This is a genomic window from Streptomyces sp. B21-105 (genome assembly GCF_036898465.1).
Classification (GTDB): Bacteria; Actinomycetota; Actinomycetes; order Streptomycetales; family Streptomycetaceae; genus Streptomyces.
This window is the reverse complement of sequence record NZ_JARUMJ010000001.1, coordinates 783,934-807,228: the sequence shown is the minus strand read 5'-3', so window position 1 is coordinate 807,228 and position 23,295 is coordinate 783,934. Positions and strand designations below refer to the sequence as shown.

The window sequence follows — 23,295 nt, the reverse complement described above, 5'->3', positions numbered from 1 at the left end:
AGGTGATCGTTTTCCTATGCTCTCCCGCCATGGAGCTGATCCAGGAGAACCCCGACCTGTCCGCCTATCTGGCTGCCGACGAGGTCATCGACCACGGCCACCCGGTGGTGCGGGCCACCGCCGGACGCCTCGCGCGGGAAGCCGAGGACTCGTATTCCTATGCACGACTGGCTTTTGAGTTCGTGCGCGACGCCGTCCCCCACTCGCAGGACGCCGAAGACCCGCGGGTGACCTGGCGCGCCTCGGACGTCCTGGAGCAGCGGACGGGCATCTGCTACGCCAAGGCCCACGCGCTGGCCGCGCTGCTGCGGGCCGAGGACATCCCGACCGCGCTGTGCTATCAGCAGCTGGCGCGCGACGAGGGCGACGGGGATGGCGGGCACGTCCTGCACGGACTCGTCGCGGTGCGCTTCCGCGGGGCGTGGCACCGCCAGGACCCGCGGGGCAACAAACCGGGCGTGGACGCGCGGTTCTCCCTGGACGGCGAACGGCTGGCCTTCGTCCCCGACGCCGACGTCGGCGAGGTGGACTACCCCGGCCTCTACGCCGCGCCGCATCCCGGCGTCCTCGAAGCGCTGCGCAGCGCTGCCGACCGGCCGCGGCTGTGGAAGAACCTGCCCGCCGCGCTGTGAGCCCCGTCGGCGCGCGCCACGGCGCACTTTGGTTCACTCCCGGAAAACGCGTCGGCCCTCTCCGCGGAGAGGGTCGACGTCGAAGAAGGGCGCCGAAGAGCGGCGCCGAATCAGGGCGGGGCGGGCCTCAGCGCGCCTCGGCCGCGCGCACCTGCTCCGGAGTGGGCGCGGTCCCGCCCAGATGGGCCGGCATCCACCAGGTGTCGTGCGCGTCCTTGGGGCGTACCGGGTAGGCGCGCTGAGCGGCCTCCAGCAACTCCTGGACGCGCTCGCGCAGCTGACGGGTGATGGCGCCCGCGTACTTGTCGCGTGAGGCCTCGATGGCCTCGCCGACGCGGATGGTGATCGGAGTGTGGCTGCGCTTGAAGTTGCGCGGGTGGCCCTTGGTCCAGAGCCGCTGCGTACCCCAAAGGGCCACCGGGATCAGCGGTACGCCCGCCTCCTGGGCCATCCGGGCCGCGCCGGACTTGAAGCTCTTCAGCGTGAACGACTGGGAGATGGTCGCCTCGGGGAAGACCCCGACGATCTCGCCGGAACGCAGCGAGTCCAGCGCGTGCTGGTACGCCGTCTCGCCCTGGTTGCGGTCCACCGGGATGTGCTTCATGCCGCGCATCAGCGGGCCGGAGATCTTGTGGCGGAAGACGGACTCCTTCGCCATGAAGCGAACGAGGCGTTTCTGCGGGAGGGCGGCCATCCCGTCGAAGATGAAGTCGAGGTAGCTGATGTGATTGCTCACCAGCACGGCGCCACCCGAGCGCGGGATGTTTTCCGACCCCTTGCAGTCGATCTTGAGGTCCCAGACCTTGAACAGCGTCTGGGCGAGGCCGACGACGGGGCGGTAGACAAGCTCTGCCATGGGCGGGGCGAACCCTTCCTTCTCTCTGCCGGGGAGACATCCGACGGCAAAGTTACGCTGCCGTAGGTTTGCGGCATCTCGCAGATCGTGCCCCAAGAACGGCCGGGGAGCCAGCCCTGGTGCCCGGGAACGGCGAGATCCTCGTCACGTCAACCCCTTTGACCCGTCTCGGGCCTTTTGTGACCCGCCTGGGTCCGTCTTCACTCCGCCCGCACCGCAACCCGCCGTGCGAGCAGGTACATCTCGCATCCGAGGCAGTACCCGAACACGGCATTGAGGAACGCGGCCGCGAGAGCCGCGCCTGCCGCGGTGAGACCGAGCCAGTGCGACCCCAGGGCGAATCCGGCCAGGCCGACGCAGGAGAACACGAGCCCCACCGTCTGGGCGAACCGCGGCGGCTCCGGCGCCTCGAACTCCGTGGGCGGCCCGATCCGGGGACGAGCGACCCTGCGGAACACCCAGCCGTACGGCGAGCGCCCCGGCCCGCCCGCCGCGCCGAGCGCGAACGCCAGCGTCTGCCAGGCCAGCAGCCAGACGTTCCCGGTGATCACAACGACCGCGAGCACTACGGTCGTCACGGCGGCCCCGAAGCGCGGGCCCCTCGCGTCGATGTCCATGAATCAAGCATTCCGCATCGGCGGCGATTCCTGGGCTCGGGAATCTTTGCAGTCTCGTGAACGCTGGAGCGGCAGATGACCGGACTGATGGTGTGCGTGGCGGTGCTCGCGGCGGCGAGCGCCTTCGGAGTGCTGCAGCGGCGGCGGAGCGGGAGAGTACGGGTGCGCGGGCGCGACGACGGCAGGCGGATCGAAGCGGACCGCCTCGGCGGGGAACTCGGCGAACGCGCCACGCTCGTACAGTTCTCGAGCGCGTTCTGTGCGCCCTGCCGGGCCACCCGCCGGATCCTGGGCGAGGTGGCGGCGGCGGTCCCCGGGGTCGCCCACATCGAGATCGACGCCGAGGCGCACCTCGACCTCGTGCGCGAACTCGACATCCTCAAGACGCCGACGGTCCTGGTGCTCGACGCCGACGGCCGGATCGTCCGGCGTGCCGCCGGTCAGCCCCGAAAGGCCGACGTCATCGCGGCCCTGGGGGAAGCGGTGTGACCGCTGCGCGGGGACGGTGAGGCATCTCCCAGATGCCGGAACGCACTTGACTGCGACCCTCGCACCTCGTCAGCCTGGCCCCATGCCTGAGGAACTCCTTCTGCACGGACGGGCCCATGTCGACCTGGGCCGTACCGCGAGCGCGTGCTGTCCGGCCCGTTGAGCATTCACGGACCCCGACACCCCTCCCCGCAGAAGGACAACTCCATGACGGCCGTGCCCGGCCTCGGCGCCCCCCAGCTCGCCTCGCCCGATCTCCTGCGCTCCGTCTTCCGGCGGCACGCTGCCGGAGTCGCCGTGATCACCGCCGCCACGCCCGGCGGCCCGGTGGGTTTCACCGCCACCTCCCTCAGCTCGGTCTCCGCCGAGCCGCCGATGCTCTCCTTCGGCATCGGCACCGGCGCGTCCAGCTGGCCGGCGGTCTCCCGCGCGCGGCATGTCGGCGTCCACATACTCGGAGAACACCAGCAGGAGCTCGCCGCCACCTTCGCCCGCAGCGGCGCGGACCGCTTCGGCGCGCCGACCGCCTGGCACGAAGGACCCGAGGGCGTCCCCGTCCTTGACGGCGTGCTGGCGTGGCTGGTGTGCCGCGTCGTCACGCGGGTGCCCGCCGGCGACCATCGCATCGTCCTGGCCGAGGTGGTGCTGGGAGACCCGGAGGGAGCGGGCCGCCCGCTGCTGTACCACCAGGGCCGGTTCACGGCGCTGCGGGATTGATCACTGTCGCGGCCCGCTGCGAGGTCGTCGGGTTCCGGTTACGCTGCGTTGCGAAGGTCACAGTTCAAAGCGCTTGCTTAGCGGGAACGAACTGGGTGTACTGACGAGTAATATTTCGGTCGGGAGCGCAGGCCGCCCCAACCGGGATCGGCCGCTTGTGACGCCTATGCTGCCTGGAAGAAGGCAGCCGTAACTGACGATGCAGTAGGAGAGCCGGCGTGAGCTTGAGGATCGTTGTCACTGTGAAGTACGTGCCCGACGCCACTGGCGACCGGCACTTCGCCGATGACCTGACCGTCGACCGGGACGACGTGGACGGTCTGCTCTCCGAGCTCGACGAGTACGCGGTCGAGCAGGCGCTGCAGATCTCCGAGAACGCAGACGACGACGTGGAGATCACCGTCCTGACGGTGGGCCCCGAGGACGCCAAGGACGCGCTCCGCAAGGCCCTCTCGATGGGCGCCGACAAGGCGATCCACGTCGAGGACGACGACCTGCACGGCACGGACGCCATCGGCACCTCCCTGGTACTGGCCAAGGCGATCGAGAAGGCCGGCTACGACCTGGTGATCTCCGGCCTGGCCTCCACCGACGGCACCATGGGCGTCGTCCCGGCCCTGCTGGCCGAGCGCCTGGGCGTGCCGCAGGTCACCCTGCTCTCCGAGGTCTCGGTCGAGGACGGCACGGTCAAGGGCCGCCGCGACGGCGACGCCGCCTCCGAGCAGCTCGAGGCGTCCCTGCCGGCCGTCGTGTCGGTCACCGACCAGTCGGGTGAAGCGCGTTACCCGTCCTTCAAGGGCATCATGGCGGCGAAGAAGAAGCCGGTGGAGTCCTGGGACCTGTCGGACCTGGACCTGGAGGCCGAGGAAGTCGGTCTCGAGGGTGCGTGGACCGCGGTCGAGTCCGCGACCCAGCGCCCCGCCCGCACCGCGGGCACGATCGTCAAGGACGAGGGCGAGGGCGGCAAGCAGCTCGCCGAGTTCCTCGCGGGCCAGAAGTTCATCTAAAGGCCCCTTGCCGACCGCCCCTCAACTTCGTTTCGCAGGAGAGCAAATCCCATGGCTGAAGTCCTCGTCTACGTCGACCACGTGGACGGCGCCGTCCGCAAGCCCACCCTGGAGCTGCTGACGCTGGCCCGCCGCATCGGCGAGCCCGTCGCCGTCGCGCTGGGCGCCGGTGCCGAGAGCACCGCCGCCGCGCTGGCCGAGCACGGCGCGACCCGGGTCCTCACCCACGACGCCTCCGAGTACGTCGACTACCTCGTCGTGCCGAAGGTGGACGCGCTGCAGGCCGCCGTCGCCGCCGTCTCCCCGGCCGCCGTCCTCGTCCCCTCCTCCGCGGAGGGCAAGGAGATCGCCGCCCGTCTGGCGCTGCGCATCGGCTCCGGCATCATCACCGACGCCGTCGACCTCGAGGCCGGCGACGAGGGTCCGGTGGCCACCCAGTCGGTGTTCGCCGCGTCCTTCACCACCAAGTCCCGTGTCTCCAAGGGCACCCCGGTCATCACCGTGAAGCCGAACTCGGCCGCGGTCGAGGCCGCTCCCGCCGCCGGCGCCGTCGAGGCCCTCGCCGTCTCCTTCTCGGCGCAGGCCACCGGCACCAAGATCACCGGCCGCACCCCGCGCGAGTCGACCGGCCGCCCGGAGCTGACCGAGGCCGCGATCGTCGTCTCGGGCGGCCGTGGCGTCAACGGCGCGGAGAACTTCGCGCTCATCGAGGCCCTCGCCGACTCGCTCGGCGCGGCCGTCGGCGCCTCCCGCGCCGCGGTGGACGCCGGCTGGTACCCCCACACCAACCAGGTCGGCCAGACCGGCAAGTCGGTCTCGCCGCAGCTCTACATCGCCAACGGCATCTCCGGCGCGATCCAGCACCGGGCCGGCATGCAGACCTCGAAGACCATCGTCGCCGTCAACAAGGACGCCGAGGCCCCGATCTTCGACCTCGTCGACTACGGCGTCGTCGGCGACCTGTTCGACGTCGTCCCGCAGCTCACCGAGGAGATCAAGACCCGCAAGGGCTGATCTCCCGGCGGTCGCAGGACCGCATCGGGCCCCCGTGACCTTCCCGGTCGCGGGGGCCTTCGTTCATCCCAGGTCCAGTGAGGCCTGCACCGGAAGATGGTCGCTCGGGTACTGACCGCCCACGCTGAAGGCGTCGGTCCACTCCCGCTGGACGCGGACGCCGGGCGTCGCGAGGATCCAGTCGATGCGGCCGCCGTTCGGTGTCAGCGCCTTGTACCCGTGGTAAGTGGCGTACGCGTCGCCCCGCGTGCGTGCCGTGTCCCAGGTGTCCACCAGACCGGCGGCGAGCAGCCTGTCGTAGACCGGGTCGTGGTGCGCGACGGTGTTGAAGTCGCCGGTCAGCAGCAGCGGCAGCGAGGGGTCGAACCGGGAGATCCGCGCGGCGATGAGTGCGGCGGAACGTTCGCGCGCGTACTGGCTCGCGTTGTCGAGATGGGTGTTGAGCACACAGAACTGCCGCCCCGCGGCCGGCAGATCGCGGAAGCGGACCCAGGTGACCATGCGGGGATGGTCGCCGCCCCAGGTGTTGGAGCCGCGCACCTGCGGAGTGCCGGAGAGCCAGAAGTGCCCGTACTCGGCCGGGGCGAGCCGCCGCGTGTCGTAGAAGACGGCCACCGCCTCGTCGGCGCCCACGCCCCGGCTGGTCCCGATCCAGTCGTAGTGCGGTCCGAGGTCGGCCGCGATGTCCCGCAACTGCTTGGGGCGGCCCTCTTGGGTGCCGATGACGTGCGGGGCCGCCCGCTGCAGCAACGCCCGCATCACGGGACGGCGGACGGACCAGCTGTGGGGCCTGCGGGCGGAGGCGAAGCGAAGATTGAACGTCATGACCTCGAGCGACGGGACGGGCACGGGCCGGAGCGGCTCGCGGGGCAGGCTCTCCTGCCTGCGGTCCGCGGACGCCCCTGCCGTGCCGATCAGCGGGGCGGCGGCCACGGCGGCCAGCACGGTCCTCAGCCCCGCCCGCCGGGTCGGCCTGCCGCTCCTCGTCATACGTCCCCCTCGTCTCCGGTCCCGCGCGCGCCCCGTGAGACAGGATGAAGGGGGGAACTGTCGTACGGAAGAGGGCGTGGGTGCGGCGAGAGGTGCGCGGGGCGACACCGTGGACAGGGTGTTGACCATCGGAAGACGCCCGGATAACTTCATTCTACGGATTGTTGATTCCGTACAGCGGAAAACTGGAGGATGTGGAATGGGTCAGGGCCGGCAGGAGACGGTGGCGACGAGCCTCGCGGGCGCCGTCAGCGAGAAGATCAGCGCGTCCCTGGCCCCGGTCGACGCCGAACTCGACCGCCGGTATCCCGGCGACCCCGGCACCCGCCAGCCCGTCCACACCGTCTACGTCCCCGGCGACGTCTTCGACGGCGGCACGATCCGCTCCTGGGGCGACCAGGCCCTCACGGCCCTCGACGAGCACGCCCCCGACGCGGCCTCCTTCGCCGCCTGTCTCGGCCTGTCCGACGACCTCGCCGAGCCCGTGTACGCGCGCGTGCGGGCCAAGCTGGAACGCGAGCCCGTCGAAGACCTGAGGATCGACTTCGAGGACGGCTACGGACCCCGCCCGGACGCCGAGGAGGACGAGGCGGCCGCCAGGGCGGCCCGGCTGATCGCGCGGGCGTACGCCGAGGGCGCCGCGGCCCCCTACATGGGCATCCGCATGAAGTGCATGGAGGCCGCGGTGCGCGACCGGGGCATCCGCACCCTCGACGTCTTCCTGACCGGCCTGGCGGACGCCGGCGGCCTGCCCGACGGCCTGGTCCTCACCCTGCCGAAGGTGACGTACCCAAAGCAGGTCACCGCCATGGTCCGGCTCCTGGAGGCCTTCGAGGAGGCGCGCGGTCTGACCCCCGGTCGGCTCGGCTTCGAGATCCAGATCGAGACCAGCCAGTCCATCCTCGCCACCGACGGCACCGCCACCGTCGCCCGCATGATCCAGGCCGCCGAGGGCCGCGCCACCGGACTGCACTACGGCACCTTCGACTACAGCGCCTGCCTCGGCGTCTCCGCCGCCCACCAGGCGAGCGACCACCCCGCCGCCGACCATGCCAAGGCGGTCATGCAGGTCGCGGCCGCGGGCACCGGTGTGCGCGTCTCGGACGGCTCCACGAACGTCCTGCCGGTCGGCCCGACCGCCCAGGTCCACGACGCCTGGCGGCTGCACTACGGCCTGACCCGTCGCGCCCTGTCCCGCGCCTACTACCAGGGCTGGGACATGCACCCGGGCCACCTGCCCACCCGCTACGCGGCCGTCTTCGCCTTCTACCGCGAGGGCTTCGTCCAGGCCGCCGAGCGGCTGTCCCGGTACGCCGGCCGGGCCGGCGGCGACGTGATGGACGAGCCGGCGACCGCCAAGGCCCTCAGCGGTTATCTGCTGCGCGGTCTGGACTGCGGCGCGCTCGACCCGGCCGAGGTGAGTGAGGCGACCGGGCTGACCCGGCAGGCGCTGGAGGCGTTCGCGTCGCCACGCCGCGGCGATCTCACCGTCGCCGCGCCGTAGCACCCGGCACGGGGCGGCCGCGGGCCCTTCCCCAGGGGCGAGGAGGCGCCCGGTCGGTGGGCGGGGCCTCCTCACCGAGGACCGGCGCCGCGCGACGACACGCGCGGCCCCTGCCCCGCCCCCCGGTCGCTGCCGGGCGGCGACTACTGCTGCGGGAACTAGTACGGGCGCGTGATGATCTCCATGCCGTGCCCGGCGGGATCCATGAAGTACACGCCGCGGCCGCCGTAGTGATGGTTGATCTCACCGGGGTGCTTGCCGTGCGGATCCGCGAAGTACGTGATCCCCGCCCGCTCGATCCGGTCGAAGGCGGCGTCGAACTCCTCGTCGGAGACGAGGAAGGCGTAGTGCTGCATGACGATCGACTCCGCCGGGATGGCGGCGAAGTCCAGGGTGACCCCGTTGCCGGTGGCCACCGGGACGAACGGGCCCCACTCGGCCCCGACCTCGAGGCCCAGGATGTGGGCGAGGAACTCGGCGGACTCCCGGTTGTCCCGGGAATGGACGATGGTGTGGTTCAACTCGACTGACATGTGTGAATGCCTCCGTAAGGCAAACTCACGGGCGCCTCCATGCCTCACCCGGCCGCTGACCGACACGCGACGCCGTTCGATCACCCTAACGGACGTGCAGGTGCTCCAGACCGGACGCGGTCACTTTCTTCTCCTGTGCGAACAGTCTCGTACCCTGCTCGCAGCGCCCTGCGTCGGCCCGCGCCCGGGCACAGAACTCCTCCGGCGTGGCACCGAACAGTCGCCGCAACTCTGCTGATCCTGCCAGGAGTTCCGTGAGCAGGGCACGCTGCCCGGGATGGCTGCGCGCAACGCCGGAGCCGTCGTGCAGCACACCGTGATGATTCACGTAGGCGAACGCGTCGAGGAGTGCCTCGCCGTTCTCCAGCTCGACCCGGAACCCGGGCGCCGGCAACAGGACCCGGTCGTAGTTCGGCTCGGTCGCGTCGAGTACGGCGAGCTGCCCGGCGTCCAGCCAGATGACGAACAACTCCCGGGTGACGGCGGGGGCGTGGACGGGAGACGCGGACACGTATCCGGCCCGGCTGATGTGCGCCGACACCCCCACCTCCACGCCCGTCACCCGCGCCCGCGTCATCGGGACGGCCGGGGAGACGTCGAACGCGGCCAGCTTCAGCCGCAGTTGGGCGGGGCTGGCGTTGGACCCGACGGCCACCACCGGAGTCCGGCCCGGATGGGTCAGCCGGTCCAGCGGCAGCCACTCGTCGCCGTCGAGCAGCCCGGACTCGGCAGGCCACACTCCCGGATAGGTCAACGGGCGGTCGCGCGGCGCCTCGGCCAGTCCCAGCGCCTCCAGGGTGCGGCGCGCGCCGCGGGCGTCCACGACCGCCTCAGTCCGCCGGCGGCAGCTCGCCCGAGCCGCGCGCGACGAGCCGGGTGGGCAGTTCGATCCGCTCGGGCACGAGCAGGGTGCCGTCCAGCTGCCGGAACAGCCGTTCCGCGGCGGTACGGCCGATCACGGCCGCGTCCTGGGCGACCACGGTGACGCCCGGCTGCAGCAGGTCGGCGAGCTCCAGATCGTCGAAGGCCACCAGCGCCGTCCGCCGGGGCTGCTCGGCGAGCACCCGGATCACCGTGACCGTCACCCGGTTGTTGCCCGAGAAGACCGCCGTCACCGGCGCGGGCCCGGCCAGCATCTCCTCGGCCGCCCGGCGCACCCGCAGCGGATCGGTCGCGCCGAGGGACATCCAGGCGTCCTCGACCGGTATCCCGGCTTCCGCCATCGCCGCGCGGTAGCCGCGCAGACGCTCGGCGGCGGTGTGGATGCGCGGCATGTCGCCGATGAAGCCGATCCGGCGGTGCCCGTGCGCCAGCAGATGAGCCACGCCATCGAGGGCCCCTCCGAAGTTGTCCGACAGGACGCAGTCGGCGTCGATCTGCCCGGCCGGCCGGTCGACGAACACCGTGGCCACCCCCGCCTTGATCTCGGGCTCGAGATAGCGGTGGTCGTCCCCGGCCGGGATCACCACGAGTCCGTCCACCCGGCGGGCGCAGAGTGCGAGCGCCAGTTCCTGTTCGCGGTCCGGGTCCTCCGCGCTGGAGCCGTTGATGAGCAGCGTCCCGTGCGCCCGGGCCACCTCCTCCACCGCACGGCTGAGCTGCCCGTAGAACGGGTCGGCGAGGTCTTCCAGGACCAGCCCGATGCTGGCCGTGCGGCCCTTGCGCAGCACCCGCGCGCTGTCGTTGCGGCGGAAACCGAGCGCGTCGATGGCCTCCTGGACACGCCGTTCCGTCTCGGGCGTGACCCCCGGCTCGCTGTTCACCACGCGCGACACGGTCTTGAGGCCGACTCCGGCCCGAGCTGCCACGTCCTTCATGGTGGGACGGTTGCCGTAACGATTCTCGGGCCGGCGCTGCGTCTCGGGCACGATGCTGTGTCCTGTCCTGTCGTCCACGGGGGCGGTCACGTACGCTCCGGAATGCTGCGCACGGGGGGTGCGTGGTCCCCCGGGTTCGTATGAGGATGTGGCGTCGTCGAGCATAGAGCCTGGACAACGTTGTCAGATGCGGGGGACACTGTCCGTCGCAAACTCCCGGCCCGCGTGCTCCGACCGCTGGACCGGCAGCTCTTTTCCATGGCGGACGGGGAGAACCCACACTGATGCAGACCGACCTCGTTGCCGCGCTGGACATCGGCGGCACCAAGATCGCCGGAGCGCTGGTGGACGGCGACGGAACGATCCTGGCCCGCGCCCAGCGCCCCACGCCGGCGCAGGAGAACGGCGACACCGTGATGCGGGCCGTCGAGGAGGTGCTGGCTGAGCTGACCGCGTCGCCCCGGTGGGAACACGTCCACGCCGTGGGCATCGGAAGCGCCGGCCCGGTGGACGCCTCCGCGGGCACGGTCAGCCCGGTGAACGTGCCGGGCTGGCGGGCCTACCCGCTGGTCGAGCGCGTCCGGGCGGCGACCGGAAGGCTGCCGGTCGAGCTGATCGGCGACGGCGTGGCGATCACGGCGGCCGAGCACTGGCAGGGCGCCGCGCGCGGCCACGACAACGCGCTGTGCATGGTGGTCTCCACCGGCGTCGGCGGCGGTCTGGTCCTGGGCGGCCGGCTGCACCCGGGGCCCACGGGCAACGCGGGACACATCGGCCACATCAGCGTCGAACTCGACGGCGACGCGTGCCCGTGCGGGGCGCGCGGCTGTGTCGAACGCATCGCCAGCGGCCCCAACATCGCCCGGCGGGCGCTGGAGAACGGCTGGCGGCCGGGCCCGGACGGCGACGTCTCCGCGGCCTCGGTGGCCGCCGCCGCCCGCGCGGGCGACCCGGTCGCCGGGGCCTCCTTCGAACGGGCCGCCCAGGCCCTCGCCGCCGGCATCGCGGCCACCGCGACCCTGGTCGAGATCGACATCGCGGTGATCGGCGGCGGTGTCGGCAAGGCGGGCGAGGTGCTCTTCGCTCCGTTGCGCCGGGCCCTGCGCGACTACGCCACCCTCTCCTTCGTGCGAGGCCTGACGGTGGCGCCCGCGCGGATGGGCACCGACGCGGGGCTGGTGGGAGCGGCGGCGGCCGCTCTTGCGGCAGCCGGAGCGGTGAGGGGCGCAGCGGGGGCAGCCGGAGCGGTGGCGGGCGCCGGTGCGGGTGCAGAGGCCGGAGCCACGACGGCGGGGGTCCGCGGGGGCTGAGAAGGAACGTTCCGCCCGTGGCAGGCGTGGCAGGCGTGGCAGGCGTGGGGCAGGCGTGGGGCAGGCGGGGGAGACGCCGGGAGACGCCGACCGCTGGGGAAGGTGTGGCGGAAGGGCAGTGCGCCTGCGGGTGTGCCCGCTGGTCCCGGTACCGGGTTCGGCGACGCGACTGCCGTCGGCGCCGCCGGTGCTCGGTGCCGTCGGAGAGACCTCGGAGTTCCGGCCGCCGGCCGGTGGGGCGTCGGCGTTCGGGCCGCCGGGCGGTGGGCCGTGCGAACGGATTGCCGGGTGGGGCGTGACTCCGGGCCCGCTCGCGCAGTTGATCCGCGCATGAAGAAGCGCAGCATGCTCGCCATCGCCTCCCTCGCCACCGGCTTCGTCGTCGCGGCGATCAGCCCCTCGCACGGCTTGGCCGCCGACGACCTCGACGGACTGAACGTCAACGACACGCTCAGCTCACTCGACCACACCCTCTCCGGCGAGACCCTCTCCGGCGACAGCCTCGCCGTCGACGAGGACGCTCTCGGGCAGTCCGACTGACGGACCGCCCCCGAGGCCACCGCGCCGGCGCCCCACTGCCGGGGGCGCCGGCGTCGGCGTGTTCACGCGCCCTCAACGCGAACTGGTTTCCGTGGCAGGGTGGAGCGGGCAAGCCACAGGGGGCCAACAGAAGAGGGGGAACAGTGACCGTCGTCTGGATCAACGGCGCGTTCGGTGCGGGAAAGACGACCACCGCACGGGAACTGATCGACCTGATCCCGAACAGCACGCTCTTCGACCCCGAGGTCGTCGGCGCGGCGCTCCCGTACCTGCTGCCGCCCAAGCGACTCGCCGAGGTCGGCGACTATCAGGACCTGCCGGTCTGGCGGCGACTCGTGATCGACACGGCGGCCGCGCTCCTCGCCGAGCTGGGCGGAACCCTCGTCGTCCCCATGACCTTGCTGCGGCAGGAGTACCGCGACGAGATCTTCGGTGGTCTCGCGGCCCGCCGCATCGCTGTCCGGCACGTGCTCCTCGCCCCGGCGGAAACGATCCTGCGCGAGCGAATAGCCGACCGGGAGGTCCCCGCGGACCTTCCCGACGGCGAGATACGCGTCCGGCAGTGGGCGTACGACCACATCGAGCCCTACCGCGCCGCCCTCGCGTCCTGGCTCACCGCCGACGCCCACCTCGTGGACAACGGCGCCCTCACCCCGCAGGAGACCGCCGTCCGGATCGCCGAGGCCGTCGGCAGCGGAGCCGTGACAGCGTGCGACATCGTGCAGACCCCCGAGCCCACCGCCGAGACGCTGGCGGCCGGGGTCCTCCTCTTCGACGATCAGGACCGGGTGCTGCTCGTCGACCCGACGTACAAGCCCGGCTGGGAGTTCCCCGGCGGTGTGGTCGAGCCCGGCGAGGCGCCCGCGCGCGCGGGCATCCGCGAAGTCGAGGAGGAGACCGGGGTCCGGCTGGCGGACATGCCCCGGCTGCTGGTCGTCGACTGGGAGCGGCCGGCGCCGCCCCGCTACGGGGGCCTGCGCCTCCTCTTCGACGGCGGCCGGCTCGACGCCGCTGCCGTCGAAGGGCTGCTGCTGCCCGGCCCCGAGTTGCGGGCCTGGCGCTTCGCGACGGAGGAGGAGGCCGCCGACCTGCTGCCGCCGGTCCGCTACGAGCGACTGCGCTGGGCGCTGCGGGCCCGTGAGCGCGGGGCCGCGCTCTACCTCGAGGCCGGCGTTCCGCAGGGATGAGCGCGGCGGCCGGGCAGGGACACGCCGCACGACCGCCGCCGGGACACAGCTTCCCGGCCCTCCTGCCGGGAGGGCCGTCTCGCCCGCGTGCCCTTTGTGAGGATCCTGCCGGGCTGCGACGGAGACGGCAGTCTCTCCCGTCTCTCCTGTCGGGGCAGCCGTGCGACGGCGGCCGGACCGCCGTCGCACGGAGCGCGGCGGCAGACCAGCGGGCGGCCGACCAGCGGGGCCGGCCGGCTGGCGAGGCGTTCCGCCGGGGACGCCCTCGGGCCGCAGTGCCTGCGGGACCGGCCGGCAGCGGTCCGCACCGGTCCGCTCTCGTCCACACGAGGGCCGCGCGCTCCAAGCCCCGCACCCGCCCCCGGGGCTCAGCCCGCCGCGTAACGGCGAAGGAACAGGGCCTCCGCCACCGACAGCCGCTCCAGCTCCTGCGGGGACACGCTCTCGTCGACCGCGTGGATCTGCGCCTCGGGCTCACTCAGGCCGATGAGCAGGATCTCCGCCCGCGGATACAGGCTCGCCAGGGTGTTGCACAGCGGAATGGAGCCGCCCTGGCCCGCGTACTGCATCTCCTGGCCCGGGTAGGCGACGGCCATCGCCTCGGCCATCGCCGTGTACGCCGGGCTGGCGGTGTCGGCGCTGAACGCCTGGCCCTGGCCGATCTGCTCGGTGCTCACCCGCGCGCCCCACGGGGTGTGCGCCTCCAGGTGCGCCTGGAGCAGCTTCGTGGCCTCGGCGGCGTCCACGCCCGGCGGCACGCGCAGGCTGATCAGAGCACGGGCGCTCGCCTGCACCGAGGGGGTGGCCCCGACCACCGGTGGGCAGTCGATGCCGAGAACCGTCACGGCGGGACGGGCCCAGATGCGGTCGGCGACCGTGCCGGAACCGATCAGGCCGACGCCGTCCAACACCTTGGCGTCCTGGCGGAACTGCGCCTCGTCGTACTGCAGGCCCTCCCACCGCGAGTCGTCGGTGAGGCCGTCGACGGTCGTCGAGCCGTCCTCGGCGCGCAGCGAGTCGAGGACGCGGATCAGCGCGCCCAGCGCGTCGGGGGCAGCACCGCCGAACTGGCCGGAGTGCAGATTGCCCTCGAGGGTGTCGACCCGCACCCGCAGCATCGTCATGCCGCGCAGGGTGGAGGTGACCGTCGGCAGGCCGACGCGGAAGTTGCCCGCGTCGCCGATGACGACGGCGTCGGCCGTCAGCAGGTCGGGGTGCTCCTCCGCGTACCGCTCCAGGCCGCCGGTGCCCTGCTCCTCGGAGCCCTCGACGATCACCTTGACGGTGACCGGCACGCCGCCGTTCGCCTTCAGGGCGCGCAGCGCGAGCAGGTGCATGATCACGCCGCCCTTGCAGTCGGCGCTGCCGCGGCCGTACCAGCGGCCGTTCCGCTCGGTCAGCTCGAAGGGCGGGCTGGTCCAGGCGGCCTCGTCCAGCGGCGGCTGTACGTCGTAGTGGGCGTAGAGCAGGACGGTCCTCGCGCCGGCGGGGCCGGGCAGACAGCCGTAGACCGACTGGGTGCCGTCTGGAGTGTCGAGGACGGCCACGTCCTGGAAGCCCTCGGCCCGCAGGGCCGCCGAGATCCAGTCGACGGCGGCCTCGCTCTCGCTCCTCGGGAACTGGTCGAAGTCCGCCACCGACGCGAAAGCCACCAGTTCGGTGAGCTCCGCCCGCGCCCTGGGCATGAGCGAGGCGACGGTCTCGGCGACCGGATTCGACGACATGGGCACGCTCCTTGTGGGTGCGACGTTGTAACGGGTGGCACTGGTCCGTTCGAGGGACCGTGCGAGCGTACGCGCCTGCCGGGTGAGGGGCGCGCACGCCGCCGATCCTGCCACAGCGGACCGTCATCGGACCGTGACGATCTCCGCCGTAGGATGCGGGGATACAGGTGCGGCAAGCGGCTTGATCGGGAGCAGTAGACCATCGTGAGCAGCCAGAACTCTTCGGCGGACGACGAGAACTCTTCGGCGGACGACGCCCGGCAGGTGTGGGACGTCGTCGTGGTGGGCGCGGGACCCGCGGGGGCCTCGGCCGCCTACGCGGCCGCGGTCACGGGGCGGCGCGTGCTGTTGCTGGAGAAGGCGGAACTGCCCCGCTACAAGACGTGCGGCGGCGGCATCATCGGCCCCTCCCGGGACGCGCTGCCGCCAGGCTTCGAGTTGCCCTTCCGCGACCGGGTGCACGCGGTGACGTTCTCGAACAACGGCCGCTTCACCCGGACGCGCCGCTCCCGGCAGATGCTGTTCGGGCTGATCAACCGGCCTGAATTCGACCAGCAGTTGGTCGAGCACGCCCAGAAGGCGGGGGCCGAGCTGCGCACCGGAGTGACCGTGCAGCGGGTCGAGCAGCACGGCTCGGCGGTGCCGGACCGGCGCTCGGTCGCCGTCGTCCTGCAGGGCGGCGAGACGCTGCTGGCGCGCGCGGTGGTCGGGGCGGACGGCAGCGCCAGCCGGATAGGAGCGCACGTCGGCGTCAAACTCGATCAGGTCGACCTCGGCCTGGAGGCGGAGATCCCGGTGCCGGACACGGTCGCCGAGGACTGGAAGGGCCGGGTGCTCATCGACTGGGGCCCGATGCCGGGCAGCTACGGCTGGGTGTTCCCCAAGGGGGACACGCTGACCGTCGGCGTGATCTCGGCGCGCGGCGAAGGCGCGGCCACCAAGCGCTACCTGGAGGACTTCGTGGGGCGGCTCGGGCTCGCCGGGTTCGAGCCGAGCATCTCCTCCGGTCATCTGACCCGCTGCCGGGCGGACGATTCGCCGCTCTCGCGCGGACGGGTGCTGGTCTGCGGGGACGCGGCGGGGCTGCTCGAGCCGTGGACGCGCGAGGGCATCTCCTTCGCCCTGCGCTCAGGTCGGCTCGCGGGCGAGTGGGCGGTCCGGATCGGCGAGGCGCACGACGCGGTGGACGCCCGCCGCCAGGCGCTGAACTACGCCTTCGCGATCAAGGCCGGCCTGGGCGTGGAGATGAGCGTCGGCAAGCGGATGCTCGCCGCGTTCGAGCGCCGTCCCGGGCTGTTCCACGCGGCGCTCACCGGGTTCCGTCCGGCTTGGCGGTCGTTCACCGACATCACGCGTGGCCGGACGACGCTGGGCGAGCTCGTCCGGTCCCATCCGATGGCCCAGCGGGCGCTGACCGCGATGGACCCACGGGCCGCGGCCGCCGCGGAGCCGGATCCGTCCCCGGCTCCGGCTCCGGCGGCCGAGGAGAGCGGTTCCTGACGGGTCCCTTCAGCGGCGGGCGGTGACCGTGATCCGGAACACCGGGTGGTCCGGGGCGACGCGCCGCAGTTCGGCGTCGGAGGAGTCCGGGCCCACCCCGTTGAAGAAGACGCCGACCTCGGCCTTCCACCGCTTGAGGTAGGCGCGCAGCAGTGGCGACTTGTCGTCGTCGGTGACCTCGGTGGCCGTGAACTCCTCCACGGCTCTGCCGAGGTGCAGCTCGCCGCCGCCCGCCGCGCGCATGTTGTGCGTCCACTGGACGTGGCCGCGCGGGGCGACGAGGTACTGCTGCCCGTCCACGGTCAGCAGGTTCACCGGGGTGGTCCGCCAGGCGCCGCTCTTGCGGCCGCGGACCGCGAGCACCCTGGACCCCCACACGCTGAGACCGCGACGGGTCAGCCAGGCCACGGCACGGTTGAGGACGTTGACGGTGAACCAGCCGGGCTTCTGCACGTGGGTCGACATGGCTGCTGCCTCCTGAGGCGGAAAGTGTGAGCACTGCTCTCGCTCGAGACGAGTCTGCCTGAGGGCGGCGCGCCACGGCAAGAGCAGTGCTCTCTTTTTTGTTCTATGCTCACTCTTGTGTGCACTGATCCGGATCGTGAGACACTGCGGACATGAGCGGCAACACCGTTAAAGGCGCACGGGCCCGGGCCAGGGCCGAAGTCACCGCCGCCATCAAGGAGGAGGCCCGCAGGCAACTGGCGTCCGAGGGCGCGGCCAAGCTCTCGCTGCGCGCCGTGGCCCGTGAACTCGGCATGGTCTCCTCGGCGCTCTACCGGTACTTCCCGAGCCGCGACGATCTGCTCACCGCGCTCATCATCGACGCCTACGACTCCCTCGGCGAGAGCGCGGAAGCCGCGCACACGGCCACCGCGGACGCGGCGCCGGTCGAGCGGTGGGTGGCGGTCGGCGAGGCGGTGCGCGCGTGGGCGCTGGCGCATCCGCACGAGTACGCGCTGATCTACGGCTCGCCGGTGCCCGGCTACAGCGCCCCGCAGACGACCGTCCCCTCAGCCGCCCGGGTCGGTCTTCTCCTCATCGGCATCGTGCGCGACGCGCGCCGTGAGGACCGGCTGGACGTACCGCTCCTGACGGACGAGCTGGTCCCCGAGGCCGTGCGGATGGCCGCGGACCTGGCGCCCGACCTCCCGCCGGGAGCGGTCACCGCCCTCGTCGCTGCCTGGGCCCAGCTGTACGGCCTGGTCGGGTTCGAGCTCTTCGGTCAGTTCCACCGCGTGGTGGAGGAACGCGAGCCCTTCTTTCGCTACGCGGTGACCCGCCTGGCCCGCGACGTCGGCCTCCGCTAGAGGCCGACCCGCAGTCCCGCAGCCTCGCCGAGCCCCCGCAGTCCCGGCAGCTCCCGCCGTCCCGCCGCCCCGCCGAGCCTGCCGCCCCGCCGACCCCGCAGCTTCCGCCGGCCCGCCGAACCTGCCAAGCCCGCAGAAACGCCCGCCCCCCGCTCCCGCAGTCCTGGCAGCGCAGTCCCGGGAGCCCTCGCGGCGTCCGCTGACCTCGCGGTCGTCCGGGCGCTCTGTCGTCGGGGCGACGTGGTGCGCGTGCTGCCCGCTGAAGGGTCGTCTCCGGTCGTCTACCGTTGCCTCTCCTCATCTCCCGGTCTCCCGCCGCGATCCGTTCCGCGGCCGTACTTCCGGGGGAGTACGGCCGATGACCGCGCCCGGCGGACGTCGGGCGGGACCGGCGGCGTCTAGCGTGGCGGGCATGGACTCAGAGCGGGGGCCCGGGCGCGCCGGCCCGCGGCGGCGGAGCCGGCGCCGGCACGAGTCGTCGCCGTGGGCGCGCCGCCGACGGGGACGCTGGGAGGGGACGTGGGCGGGACGCTGGGCGGGGCGGTCGGACGAGCGGGACGCCACGGAACCCGGCCCCGCCCGCCTGCCGTGGCTTTCGACTGTGCTGATCACCGTGGTCGTCCTCGTCGGCTCGACCTTCGCGGCCCACGCGCAGGAGAGCGAACGGGCCTCCCTCGACGCCTTCGCGCGCGTGCTGCTGGTGCTCGCCTCGGGGCTCCTGCTGTGGCGCCTGCGGTGCCCCGTCGCTGTCGCGTTCGGCACCGCGGCGCTCGCCGCGCTCTATCTCGGTGCGGGCTATCCCTACGGACCGGTCTTCCTGACCGTGGCGGTGGCCTGCTTCGCCGCCGTCGTCTCCGGACACCGCCGGGCCGCCTGGACGGCCCTGGGGATGCTGTGGGCCGTGCATCTGCTGGTCGCGCACTGGCTGTACCGGTGGCTGCCGCCCGACGGCGACGACCCTGCCCCCTTCGGGCAGGAGCTAGTCGTCGCCGGATGGGTCCTGGCGATCGTGGCGTTCGCGGAGCTGGCCCGGATCCGGCGTGAGCAGTGGGCCCGTGAGCGGGCCGAACGCGCCCAGGCCGCTCGGCGGCGCGCCGGCGAGGAACGGCTGCGCATCGCGCGTGAACTGCACGACGTCCTCGCACACAGCCTCTCGGTGATCAATGTGCAGGCGGGTGTGGGTCTCGCGCTTCTCGACTCCGACCCCGAGCAGGCGCGCACGGCGCTCGGCACCATCAAGTCCGCCAGCAAGGAGGCGCTGGGCGAGGTGCGCCAGGTGCTGGATACCCTGCGCGCACCCGGGGACGCGCCGCGGGCCCCCGCGCCCGGCCTGGACCGGCTGCCCGAACTGGTGGAGCAGGCGGCGCGTGCGGGGCTCACGGTCGAGGTGACCGGACGGCCGCCGCGGCTGTCGCCGCACACGGACCTCGCAGCCTTCCGCATCGTCCAGGAGGCCCTGACCAACGTCGTACGACACTCGGGGTCGCGTCACGCGCGCGTGCGGCTCGACGCGAGCGGCTCGACGCTGCGGCTGCGGATCGACGACGACGGCCCGGCGACCGGCGCCGACGCGGGCGGCAGCGGCAACGGTCTCGCCGGAATGCGGGAGCGGGCCGCGGCGCTGGGTGGCACGATCGAGGCGGGACCGCGGCCCGACGGCGGTTTCCGGGTGCTGGCCGTGCTGCCCGCGAAGTCCGGGGGAGACCAGGAGAAGTCCGGGGAAGACCAGGAAGCGAGGGAGGACCGGTGATCCGCGTACTGCTCGCCGACGACCAGTCGTTGGTCCGGGCGGGATTCCGGGCGCTGCTCGACGCGCAACCCGACATCGAAGTGGTCGGGGAGGCCGCGGACGGGCAGGAGGCGGTGCGGGCGGTGCGCGAACTGCGGCCCGACGTCGTCCTGATGGACATCAGGATGCCCCTCCTGGACGGCCTGGCCGCCACCCGCCGGATCACCGACGACGCGACCCTCTCCGACGTCAGGGCGGTCATGCTCACCACCTTCGAACTCGACGAGTACGTGTTCGAGGCGATCCGCTCGGGCGCCTCCGGATTCCTGGTCAAGGACACCGAGCCGGACGAACTGCTGCGTGCCGTGCGGGCGGTGGTGGCCGGCGACGCGCTGCTCTCGCCGGGAGTGACGCGCCGGCTCATCGCCGAGTTCGCCGCCCGCTCCAAGGAGCCCGCCACGGACGACGCGCTGGGCCGGCTCACCGAGCGGGAACGCGAGGTGATGGCCCTGGTGGGCATCGGTCTGTCCAACGAGGAGATCGCCCGCCGGCTGGTGGTCAGCCCGCTCACCGCCAAGACGCACGTCAGCCGCACGATGGTGAAGCTGGGCGTCCGCGACCGGGCCCAACTGGTCGTCCTCGCCTATGAGTCGGGGCTGGTCCGGCCGGGCTGGCTGGGCTGAGCGCCCGGCCGGAAGTGGACCAGCACGGAGATCACCCGCGCCGCGAACAGCACCGGAGCGAGGACGAGGCCCGCCCGCACCAGCCAGGTCTTTGCCGGGCCGGGCAGGTCGAACAGCAGCGCCGGGCCCGCTACCGCGCCGAAGACCACCGCCGCCGCGAACACGGCGCTGGCCAGCGCGTACCCGATCTCGACGGTGATCGCGTCCCGCTCGGCCTGCGTGCGCCGGCCCTGCCCCCCGTAACCGCCCATGGAGGGAGTGTCACAGGCGGACGCCCGGCGGGGCAATCGGCCCTGCCGGGCGTCCGGCGCGGACCGCGCTCCGGGCGCCCGCTCGCTCAGTCGCGGACTCCCACCCGCTCGGTCTCCGTCTCGAACTCCGCTTCCGCCGAGGGGGACTTGGCGACGACGACCGAGTTCCGGGCGCGCCGGGTGCGCAGGCCGGGGAGGGTGATGAGCAGACCCGCGGCGGCGACGACCGTCACCACCGTCAGTCCGGGGCGGTAGCTGTCGAGGACGGCCTGCGGGGTGGGGTCGGCGGGGGAGCCCGCGGTCACCACCGCCGTCACCACGGCGAGGAAGATCGCGCCGCCCACCTGCACCGAGGTGTTGAGCAGACCCGAGACCATCCCCTGCTCGTGGTCCGCGACGCCGTTGGTGGCCTGGATGTTGAGCGAGGGGAAGACCAGGGCGCAGGCCGCGCCGATCAGCAGCATCGACGGCAGGATGACGGCGGCGTAGACCGGGTCGAGATCGACGCGGAGGAAGAGCGCGTACCCGGCGACCATGAGAGCGAAGCCCGCCGCGATCAGCCGTGGGGTGCCGAACCGGTCCACGACCGAGCCCACCTTGGTCGAGGACACCGCCACCAGCGCGCCGGCCGGCAGGAAGGCGAGCGCCGTGTGCAGTGCCGACCAGCCGAGCAGCGTCTGCATGTACAGGGTGGCCAGGAACTGGAAGCCGACGTAGGAGCCGAAGAAGGCCATCGCGCCGAGCTGGGCGCGGATCTGGCTGCCCGAGCGCAGCACGCCGAGCCGGATCAGCGGGCCGGCCGAACGCCGCTCGACACGGACGAAGACGGTCAGCAGGGCGGCCACGGCCAGGAAGGACAGCAGCGTCCGGGCGGAGGTCCAGCCGGCCTCGGGGGCCTGCACCACGGTGAACACCAGCAGCAGCATCGACGCGGTGCCGAGGACGGCGCCCGGGACGTCGTATCCGTTGTGGTTCTTCTCCCGTTCGCTGCGCGGCAGCAGCCGCAGACCGGCCGCCAGCGCGGCGAGGGCGATCGGGGCGGGGAGCAGCATGGTGAGGCGCCAACTGGCCTCGGTGAGCAGACCGGAGAGGACCAGGCCCATCGAGAAGCCGGTCGCGGCGCAGGTGGTGTAGATGGAGAGCGCACGGTTGCGCAGCGGGCCCTCCGGGAACGTCGTGGTGATGATCGACAGGCCGGCCGGGGCGGTGAAGGCGGCGCTGAGGCCCTTGATGAAGCGGCTGGCGATCAGCAGCGGACCCGAGTCGACCAGCCCGCCGAGGAGCGAGGCCAGTGCGAAGACGCCGAGCGCGACCAGGAACACCTGGCGGCGGCCCAGCAGGTCGGCCGTGCGGCCGCCGAGGAGGAGCAGTCCGCCGTAGCCCAGGATGTAGCCGCTGACGATCCACTGCAGCGTCGAGGTGGAGAGCCCGAGGTCGGAGCCGATGGACGGCAGGGCGACGCCGACCATGGACACGTCGAGCGCGTCGAGGAACATCGCGGCGCACAGCACCAGGAGCGTGCCCCAGAGCCGGGACGTCCAGCGACCCTCGGGGAGGGGGACCGCGGGGGAGGAGAGCGGAGAGGTCATGCCGAAGACAGTACATGCGCATGCATTGAATGCAAGCGCATTAAATTCAGATGCAACAAATTTCGCGCTCTGCTACGGTGCGCCGCATGGCGGAGGAGAAGGGCACGGCCGAGGCCGAGCAGGCGCTCGTGGAGCAGTGGCGTGATCTGCTGGCGCTGCATGCCCGCACCCAGTGCGAACTCGACCGGACGCTGCACCGACACGGCCTGTGCGCCAGCGACTTCGAGGTGCTCGACGTCCTCGCCGCGTCGGCCGCGCGGGACGTCTCGTGCGGCTTCCGCGTCCAGGAGATCGCCGAACGGGTCCATCTCAGCCAGAGCGCGCTGTCGCGGCTCATCGCCCGGCTGGAGAAGGACGGCCTCGTCGAGCGCGGCCTGTGCGCGGAGGACCGCAGAGGCGTCCGGGTGGCGCTCACCGGAAAGGGACGCGCGCTGCACGGCGACGTACGGCCGGTGCAGCGCGCGGTGCTCACAAGAATGCTGACGGACTGACGACCGCCCGCCGCCGGACCGGGGCCGCCGCTCAGCCCACCCCGGACGTCTCCCGCCACAGCGTCGCGAGCGCAACGTCACCGGTCACGGCGGGCAGCGGCAAACGGTTCCACAACGAGAGGTAGAGCAGGGCGGCCGGTCCGGACACCTCGCAGTCGGCGGGCCCGTCGGCGTCGCGCCGCGTCACCGGCGGCTCCGACGACACGCGCACCGACCACACCGCGTCGGCCGTGTCCGTCGCCCGCACCCGCAGCGTCCGAGGCTCCTCGCTGCGCACCCTGCTTCTGTCGCGCGCGTGGAAACCGCGCAGCAACTCGTCGACGCCGTCCGCGGCGAACCCGGCGGTGAACTCCCGCGCGACGTCCTCGAGATCGCGGCCGCGGGCCGACTCGGCGTCCACGCGGTGCACGGCCGTCTCGTGCGCCTGACGCCTGGCCCAGAACGCCAGCGGCGTCGGCCCGGGCAGGAAGTGCCAGCACCGCACGTCCGGCGGCGCGGTGGAAAGGGTGTCGACGAGCCGCCGGTGTCCGGCGCGGAACCACTCCCGCAGCGCCTCGTCGTCGAGCTCCGGCGGCTCCTCGACGGGGCGAAAGGCGGCGTGGCCGTCGGCGACGAACGACGTGGCCCAGCGGTGCACCGCGCCCGTGTGCCGCAGCAGGTCCCGAACCTGCCAGCTCGGGCAGGTCACGACCTTGGCGTCGGGGCCCGCCGCCGCCGCGGCGTCGGCCAGGGCCCGGCCCTCGCGGTCGAGGATCTCGAGGAACTCGGCAGTCTCCATGGGGGGAAGTCTGCCCGACGGAGCGCG

The 23,295-nt window shown here is 72.7% G+C and carries 25 protein-coding genes; 14 read left to right on the top strand and 11 right to left on the bottom strand.

The features are described 5' to 3' along the window. The first annotated feature begins 29 nt into the window (after positions 1–29). Entirely contained in the window at positions 30–632 is a 603-nt protein-coding gene (locus tag QA802_RS03330) for a transglutaminase domain-containing protein (RefSeq protein WP_334517996.1), read from the top strand. A 127-nt stretch (positions 633–759) separates the two neighbouring features. On the opposite strand, the gene QA802_RS03325 is transcribed toward QA802_RS03330, so the two are convergent. Beyond that, a complete protein-coding gene (locus QA802_RS03325) occupies positions 760–1,488 on the bottom strand; it encodes a lysophospholipid acyltransferase family protein (RefSeq protein WP_319165219.1) in 729 nt (242 codons plus the stop codon). A gap of 200 nt (positions 1,489–1,688) precedes the next feature. Next, entirely contained in the window at positions 1,689–2,105 is a 417-nt protein-coding gene (locus tag QA802_RS03320; RefSeq protein ID WP_334517994.1) for a DUF4395 domain-containing protein, read from the bottom strand. 75 nt (positions 2,106–2,180) lie between these two features. Between QA802_RS03320 and QA802_RS03315 the strand changes: the two genes are divergently transcribed. The 4 genes from QA802_RS03315 (at position 2,181) to QA802_RS03300 (ending at position 5,332) form a co-directional block, all read left to right on the top strand. Then, entirely contained in the window at positions 2,181–2,594 is a 414-nt protein-coding gene (locus QA802_RS03315) for a TlpA family protein disulfide reductase (protein WP_334517992.1), read from the top strand. 207 nt (positions 2,595–2,801) lie between these two features. Continuing rightward, complete coding sequence (locus QA802_RS03310) at positions 2,802–3,311, top strand: flavin reductase family protein (protein ID WP_334517990.1); 510 nt, start codon at positions 2,802–2,804, stop codon at positions 3,309–3,311. Positions 3,312–3,529: 218 nt separating this feature from the next. Further along, a complete protein-coding gene (locus QA802_RS03305; protein WP_334517988.1) occupies positions 3,530–4,318 on the top strand; it encodes an electron transfer flavoprotein subunit beta/FixA family protein in 789 nt (262 codons plus the stop codon). Between the two features lie 51 nt (positions 4,319–4,369). Next, positions 4,370–5,332 (top strand): electron transfer flavoprotein subunit alpha/FixB family protein, encoded by a 963-nt coding sequence (locus QA802_RS03300; RefSeq protein ID WP_334517986.1) that lies wholly within the window; start codon positions 4,370–4,372, stop codon positions 5,330–5,332. A 63-nt stretch (positions 5,333–5,395) separates the two neighbouring features. On the opposite strand, the gene QA802_RS03295 is transcribed toward QA802_RS03300, so the two are convergent. Continuing rightward, positions 5,396–6,322 (bottom strand): endonuclease/exonuclease/phosphatase family protein, encoded by a 927-nt coding sequence (locus QA802_RS03295; protein ID WP_334517984.1) that lies wholly within the window; start codon positions 6,320–6,322, stop codon positions 5,396–5,398. A 199-nt stretch (positions 6,323–6,521) separates the two neighbouring features. Here QA802_RS03295 and QA802_RS03290 point away from each other — a divergent pair, with 199 nt between their 5' ends. After that, positions 6,522–7,826: a DUF6986 family protein gene (locus tag QA802_RS03290; RefSeq protein ID WP_334517982.1), complete on the top strand. Its 1,305-nt coding sequence runs from the start codon at positions 6,522–6,524 to the stop codon at positions 7,824–7,826. A 158-nt stretch (positions 7,827–7,984) separates the two neighbouring features. Here the strand turns inward: QA802_RS03290 and QA802_RS03285 are convergent, their stop codons facing one another. The 3 genes from QA802_RS03285 to QA802_RS03275 all read right to left on the bottom strand — a co-directional run bounded on the left by QA802_RS03285 (position 7,985) and on the right by QA802_RS03275 (position 10,227). Then, positions 7,985–8,359, bottom strand: coding sequence for a VOC family protein (locus tag QA802_RS03285; protein ID WP_334517980.1), 375 nt, complete (start codon positions 8,357–8,359; stop codon positions 7,985–7,987). 85 nt (positions 8,360–8,444) lie between these two features. Further along, positions 8,445–9,182 carry a hypothetical protein gene (locus QA802_RS03280; protein WP_334517978.1) on the bottom strand — a complete coding sequence of 246 codons (738 nt, stop codon included), beginning with the start codon at positions 9,180–9,182 and terminating at the stop codon, positions 8,445–8,447. 7 nt (positions 9,183–9,189) lie between these two features. Beyond that, a complete protein-coding gene (locus tag QA802_RS03275; protein WP_334534293.1) occupies positions 9,190–10,227 on the bottom strand; it encodes a LacI family DNA-binding transcriptional regulator in 1,038 nt (345 codons plus the stop codon). Between the two features lie 233 nt (positions 10,228–10,460). Between QA802_RS03275 and QA802_RS03270 the strand changes: the two genes are divergently transcribed. The 3 genes from QA802_RS03270 to QA802_RS03260 all read left to right on the top strand — a co-directional run bounded on the left by QA802_RS03270 (position 10,461) and on the right by QA802_RS03260 (position 13,213). Then, positions 10,461–11,486, top strand: coding sequence for an ROK family protein (locus QA802_RS03270; RefSeq protein WP_334517976.1), 1,026 nt, complete (start codon positions 10,461–10,463; stop codon positions 11,484–11,486). A 330-nt stretch (positions 11,487–11,816) separates the two neighbouring features. Next, entirely contained in the window at positions 11,817–12,026 is a 210-nt protein-coding gene (locus tag QA802_RS03265; protein ID WP_334517974.1) for a hypothetical protein, read from the top strand. 143 nt (positions 12,027–12,169) lie between these two features. After that, positions 12,170–13,213 carry an NUDIX hydrolase gene (locus QA802_RS03260; RefSeq protein ID WP_334517972.1) on the top strand — a complete coding sequence of 348 codons (1,044 nt, stop codon included), beginning with the start codon at positions 12,170–12,172 and terminating at the stop codon, positions 13,211–13,213. Between the two features lie 368 nt (positions 13,214–13,581). Here QA802_RS03260 and QA802_RS03255 read toward each other — a convergent pair whose 3' ends face one another. Further along, the gene (locus tag QA802_RS03255; RefSeq protein ID WP_334517970.1) at positions 13,582–14,937 is read right to left on the bottom strand and encodes a dipeptidase; all 1,356 of its coding nucleotides are present in this window, start codon (positions 14,935–14,937) and stop codon (positions 13,582–13,584) included. A gap of 204 nt (positions 14,938–15,141) precedes the next feature. On the opposite strand from QA802_RS03255, the gene QA802_RS03250 reads away from it, so the two are divergent. Then, a complete protein-coding gene (locus QA802_RS03250; RefSeq protein ID WP_334517968.1) occupies positions 15,142–16,437 on the top strand; it encodes a geranylgeranyl reductase family protein in 1,296 nt (431 codons plus the stop codon). Positions 16,438–16,446: 9 nt separating this feature from the next. On the opposite strand, the gene QA802_RS03245 is transcribed toward QA802_RS03250, so the two are convergent. Further along, a complete protein-coding gene (locus QA802_RS03245; protein ID WP_334517966.1) occupies positions 16,447–16,902 on the bottom strand; it encodes a nitroreductase family deazaflavin-dependent oxidoreductase in 456 nt (151 codons plus the stop codon). A gap of 152 nt (positions 16,903–17,054) precedes the next feature. Between QA802_RS03245 and QA802_RS03240 the strand changes: the two genes are divergently transcribed. The 3 genes from QA802_RS03240 (at position 17,055) to QA802_RS03230 (ending at position 20,159) form a co-directional block, all read left to right on the top strand. Beyond that, positions 17,055–17,747 carry a TetR/AcrR family transcriptional regulator gene (locus tag QA802_RS03240; protein ID WP_334517964.1) on the top strand — a complete coding sequence of 231 codons (693 nt, stop codon included), beginning with the start codon at positions 17,055–17,057 and terminating at the stop codon, positions 17,745–17,747. 412 nt (positions 17,748–18,159) lie between these two features. Then, a complete protein-coding gene (locus QA802_RS03235) occupies positions 18,160–19,497 on the top strand; it encodes a sensor histidine kinase (RefSeq protein WP_334517961.1) in 1,338 nt (445 codons plus the stop codon). Continuing rightward, entirely contained in the window at positions 19,494–20,159 is a 666-nt protein-coding gene (locus QA802_RS03230) for a response regulator (RefSeq protein WP_334517959.1), read from the top strand. The genes QA802_RS03235 and QA802_RS03230 overlap by 4 nt, the downstream gene beginning before the upstream one ends. Here the strand turns inward: QA802_RS03230 and QA802_RS03225 are convergent. Both QA802_RS03225 and QA802_RS03220 read right to left on the bottom strand, forming a co-directional pair. Beyond that, a complete protein-coding gene (locus QA802_RS03225) occupies positions 20,120–20,410 on the bottom strand; it encodes a DUF6332 family protein (RefSeq protein ID WP_334517957.1) in 291 nt (96 codons plus the stop codon). The genes QA802_RS03230 and QA802_RS03225 overlap by 40 nt on opposite strands. Before the next feature lie 86 nt (positions 20,411–20,496). Further along, positions 20,497–21,999, bottom strand: coding sequence for an MFS transporter (locus QA802_RS03220; RefSeq protein ID WP_334517955.1), 1,503 nt, complete (start codon positions 21,997–21,999; stop codon positions 20,497–20,499). A gap of 86 nt (positions 22,000–22,085) precedes the next feature. On the opposite strand from QA802_RS03220, the gene QA802_RS03215 reads away from it, so the two are divergent. Continuing rightward, on the top strand, positions 22,086–22,490 hold the full coding sequence (locus QA802_RS03215; protein WP_334517953.1) for a MarR family winged helix-turn-helix transcriptional regulator: 405 nt from the start codon (positions 22,086–22,088) through the stop codon (positions 22,488–22,490). A 31-nt stretch (positions 22,491–22,521) separates the two neighbouring features. On the opposite strand, the gene QA802_RS03210 is transcribed toward QA802_RS03215, so the two are convergent. After that, complete coding sequence (locus QA802_RS03210) at positions 22,522–23,268, bottom strand: maleylpyruvate isomerase family mycothiol-dependent enzyme (RefSeq protein ID WP_334517951.1); 747 nt, start codon at positions 23,266–23,268, stop codon at positions 22,522–22,524. Positions 23,269–23,295: the final 27 nt, after the last annotated feature.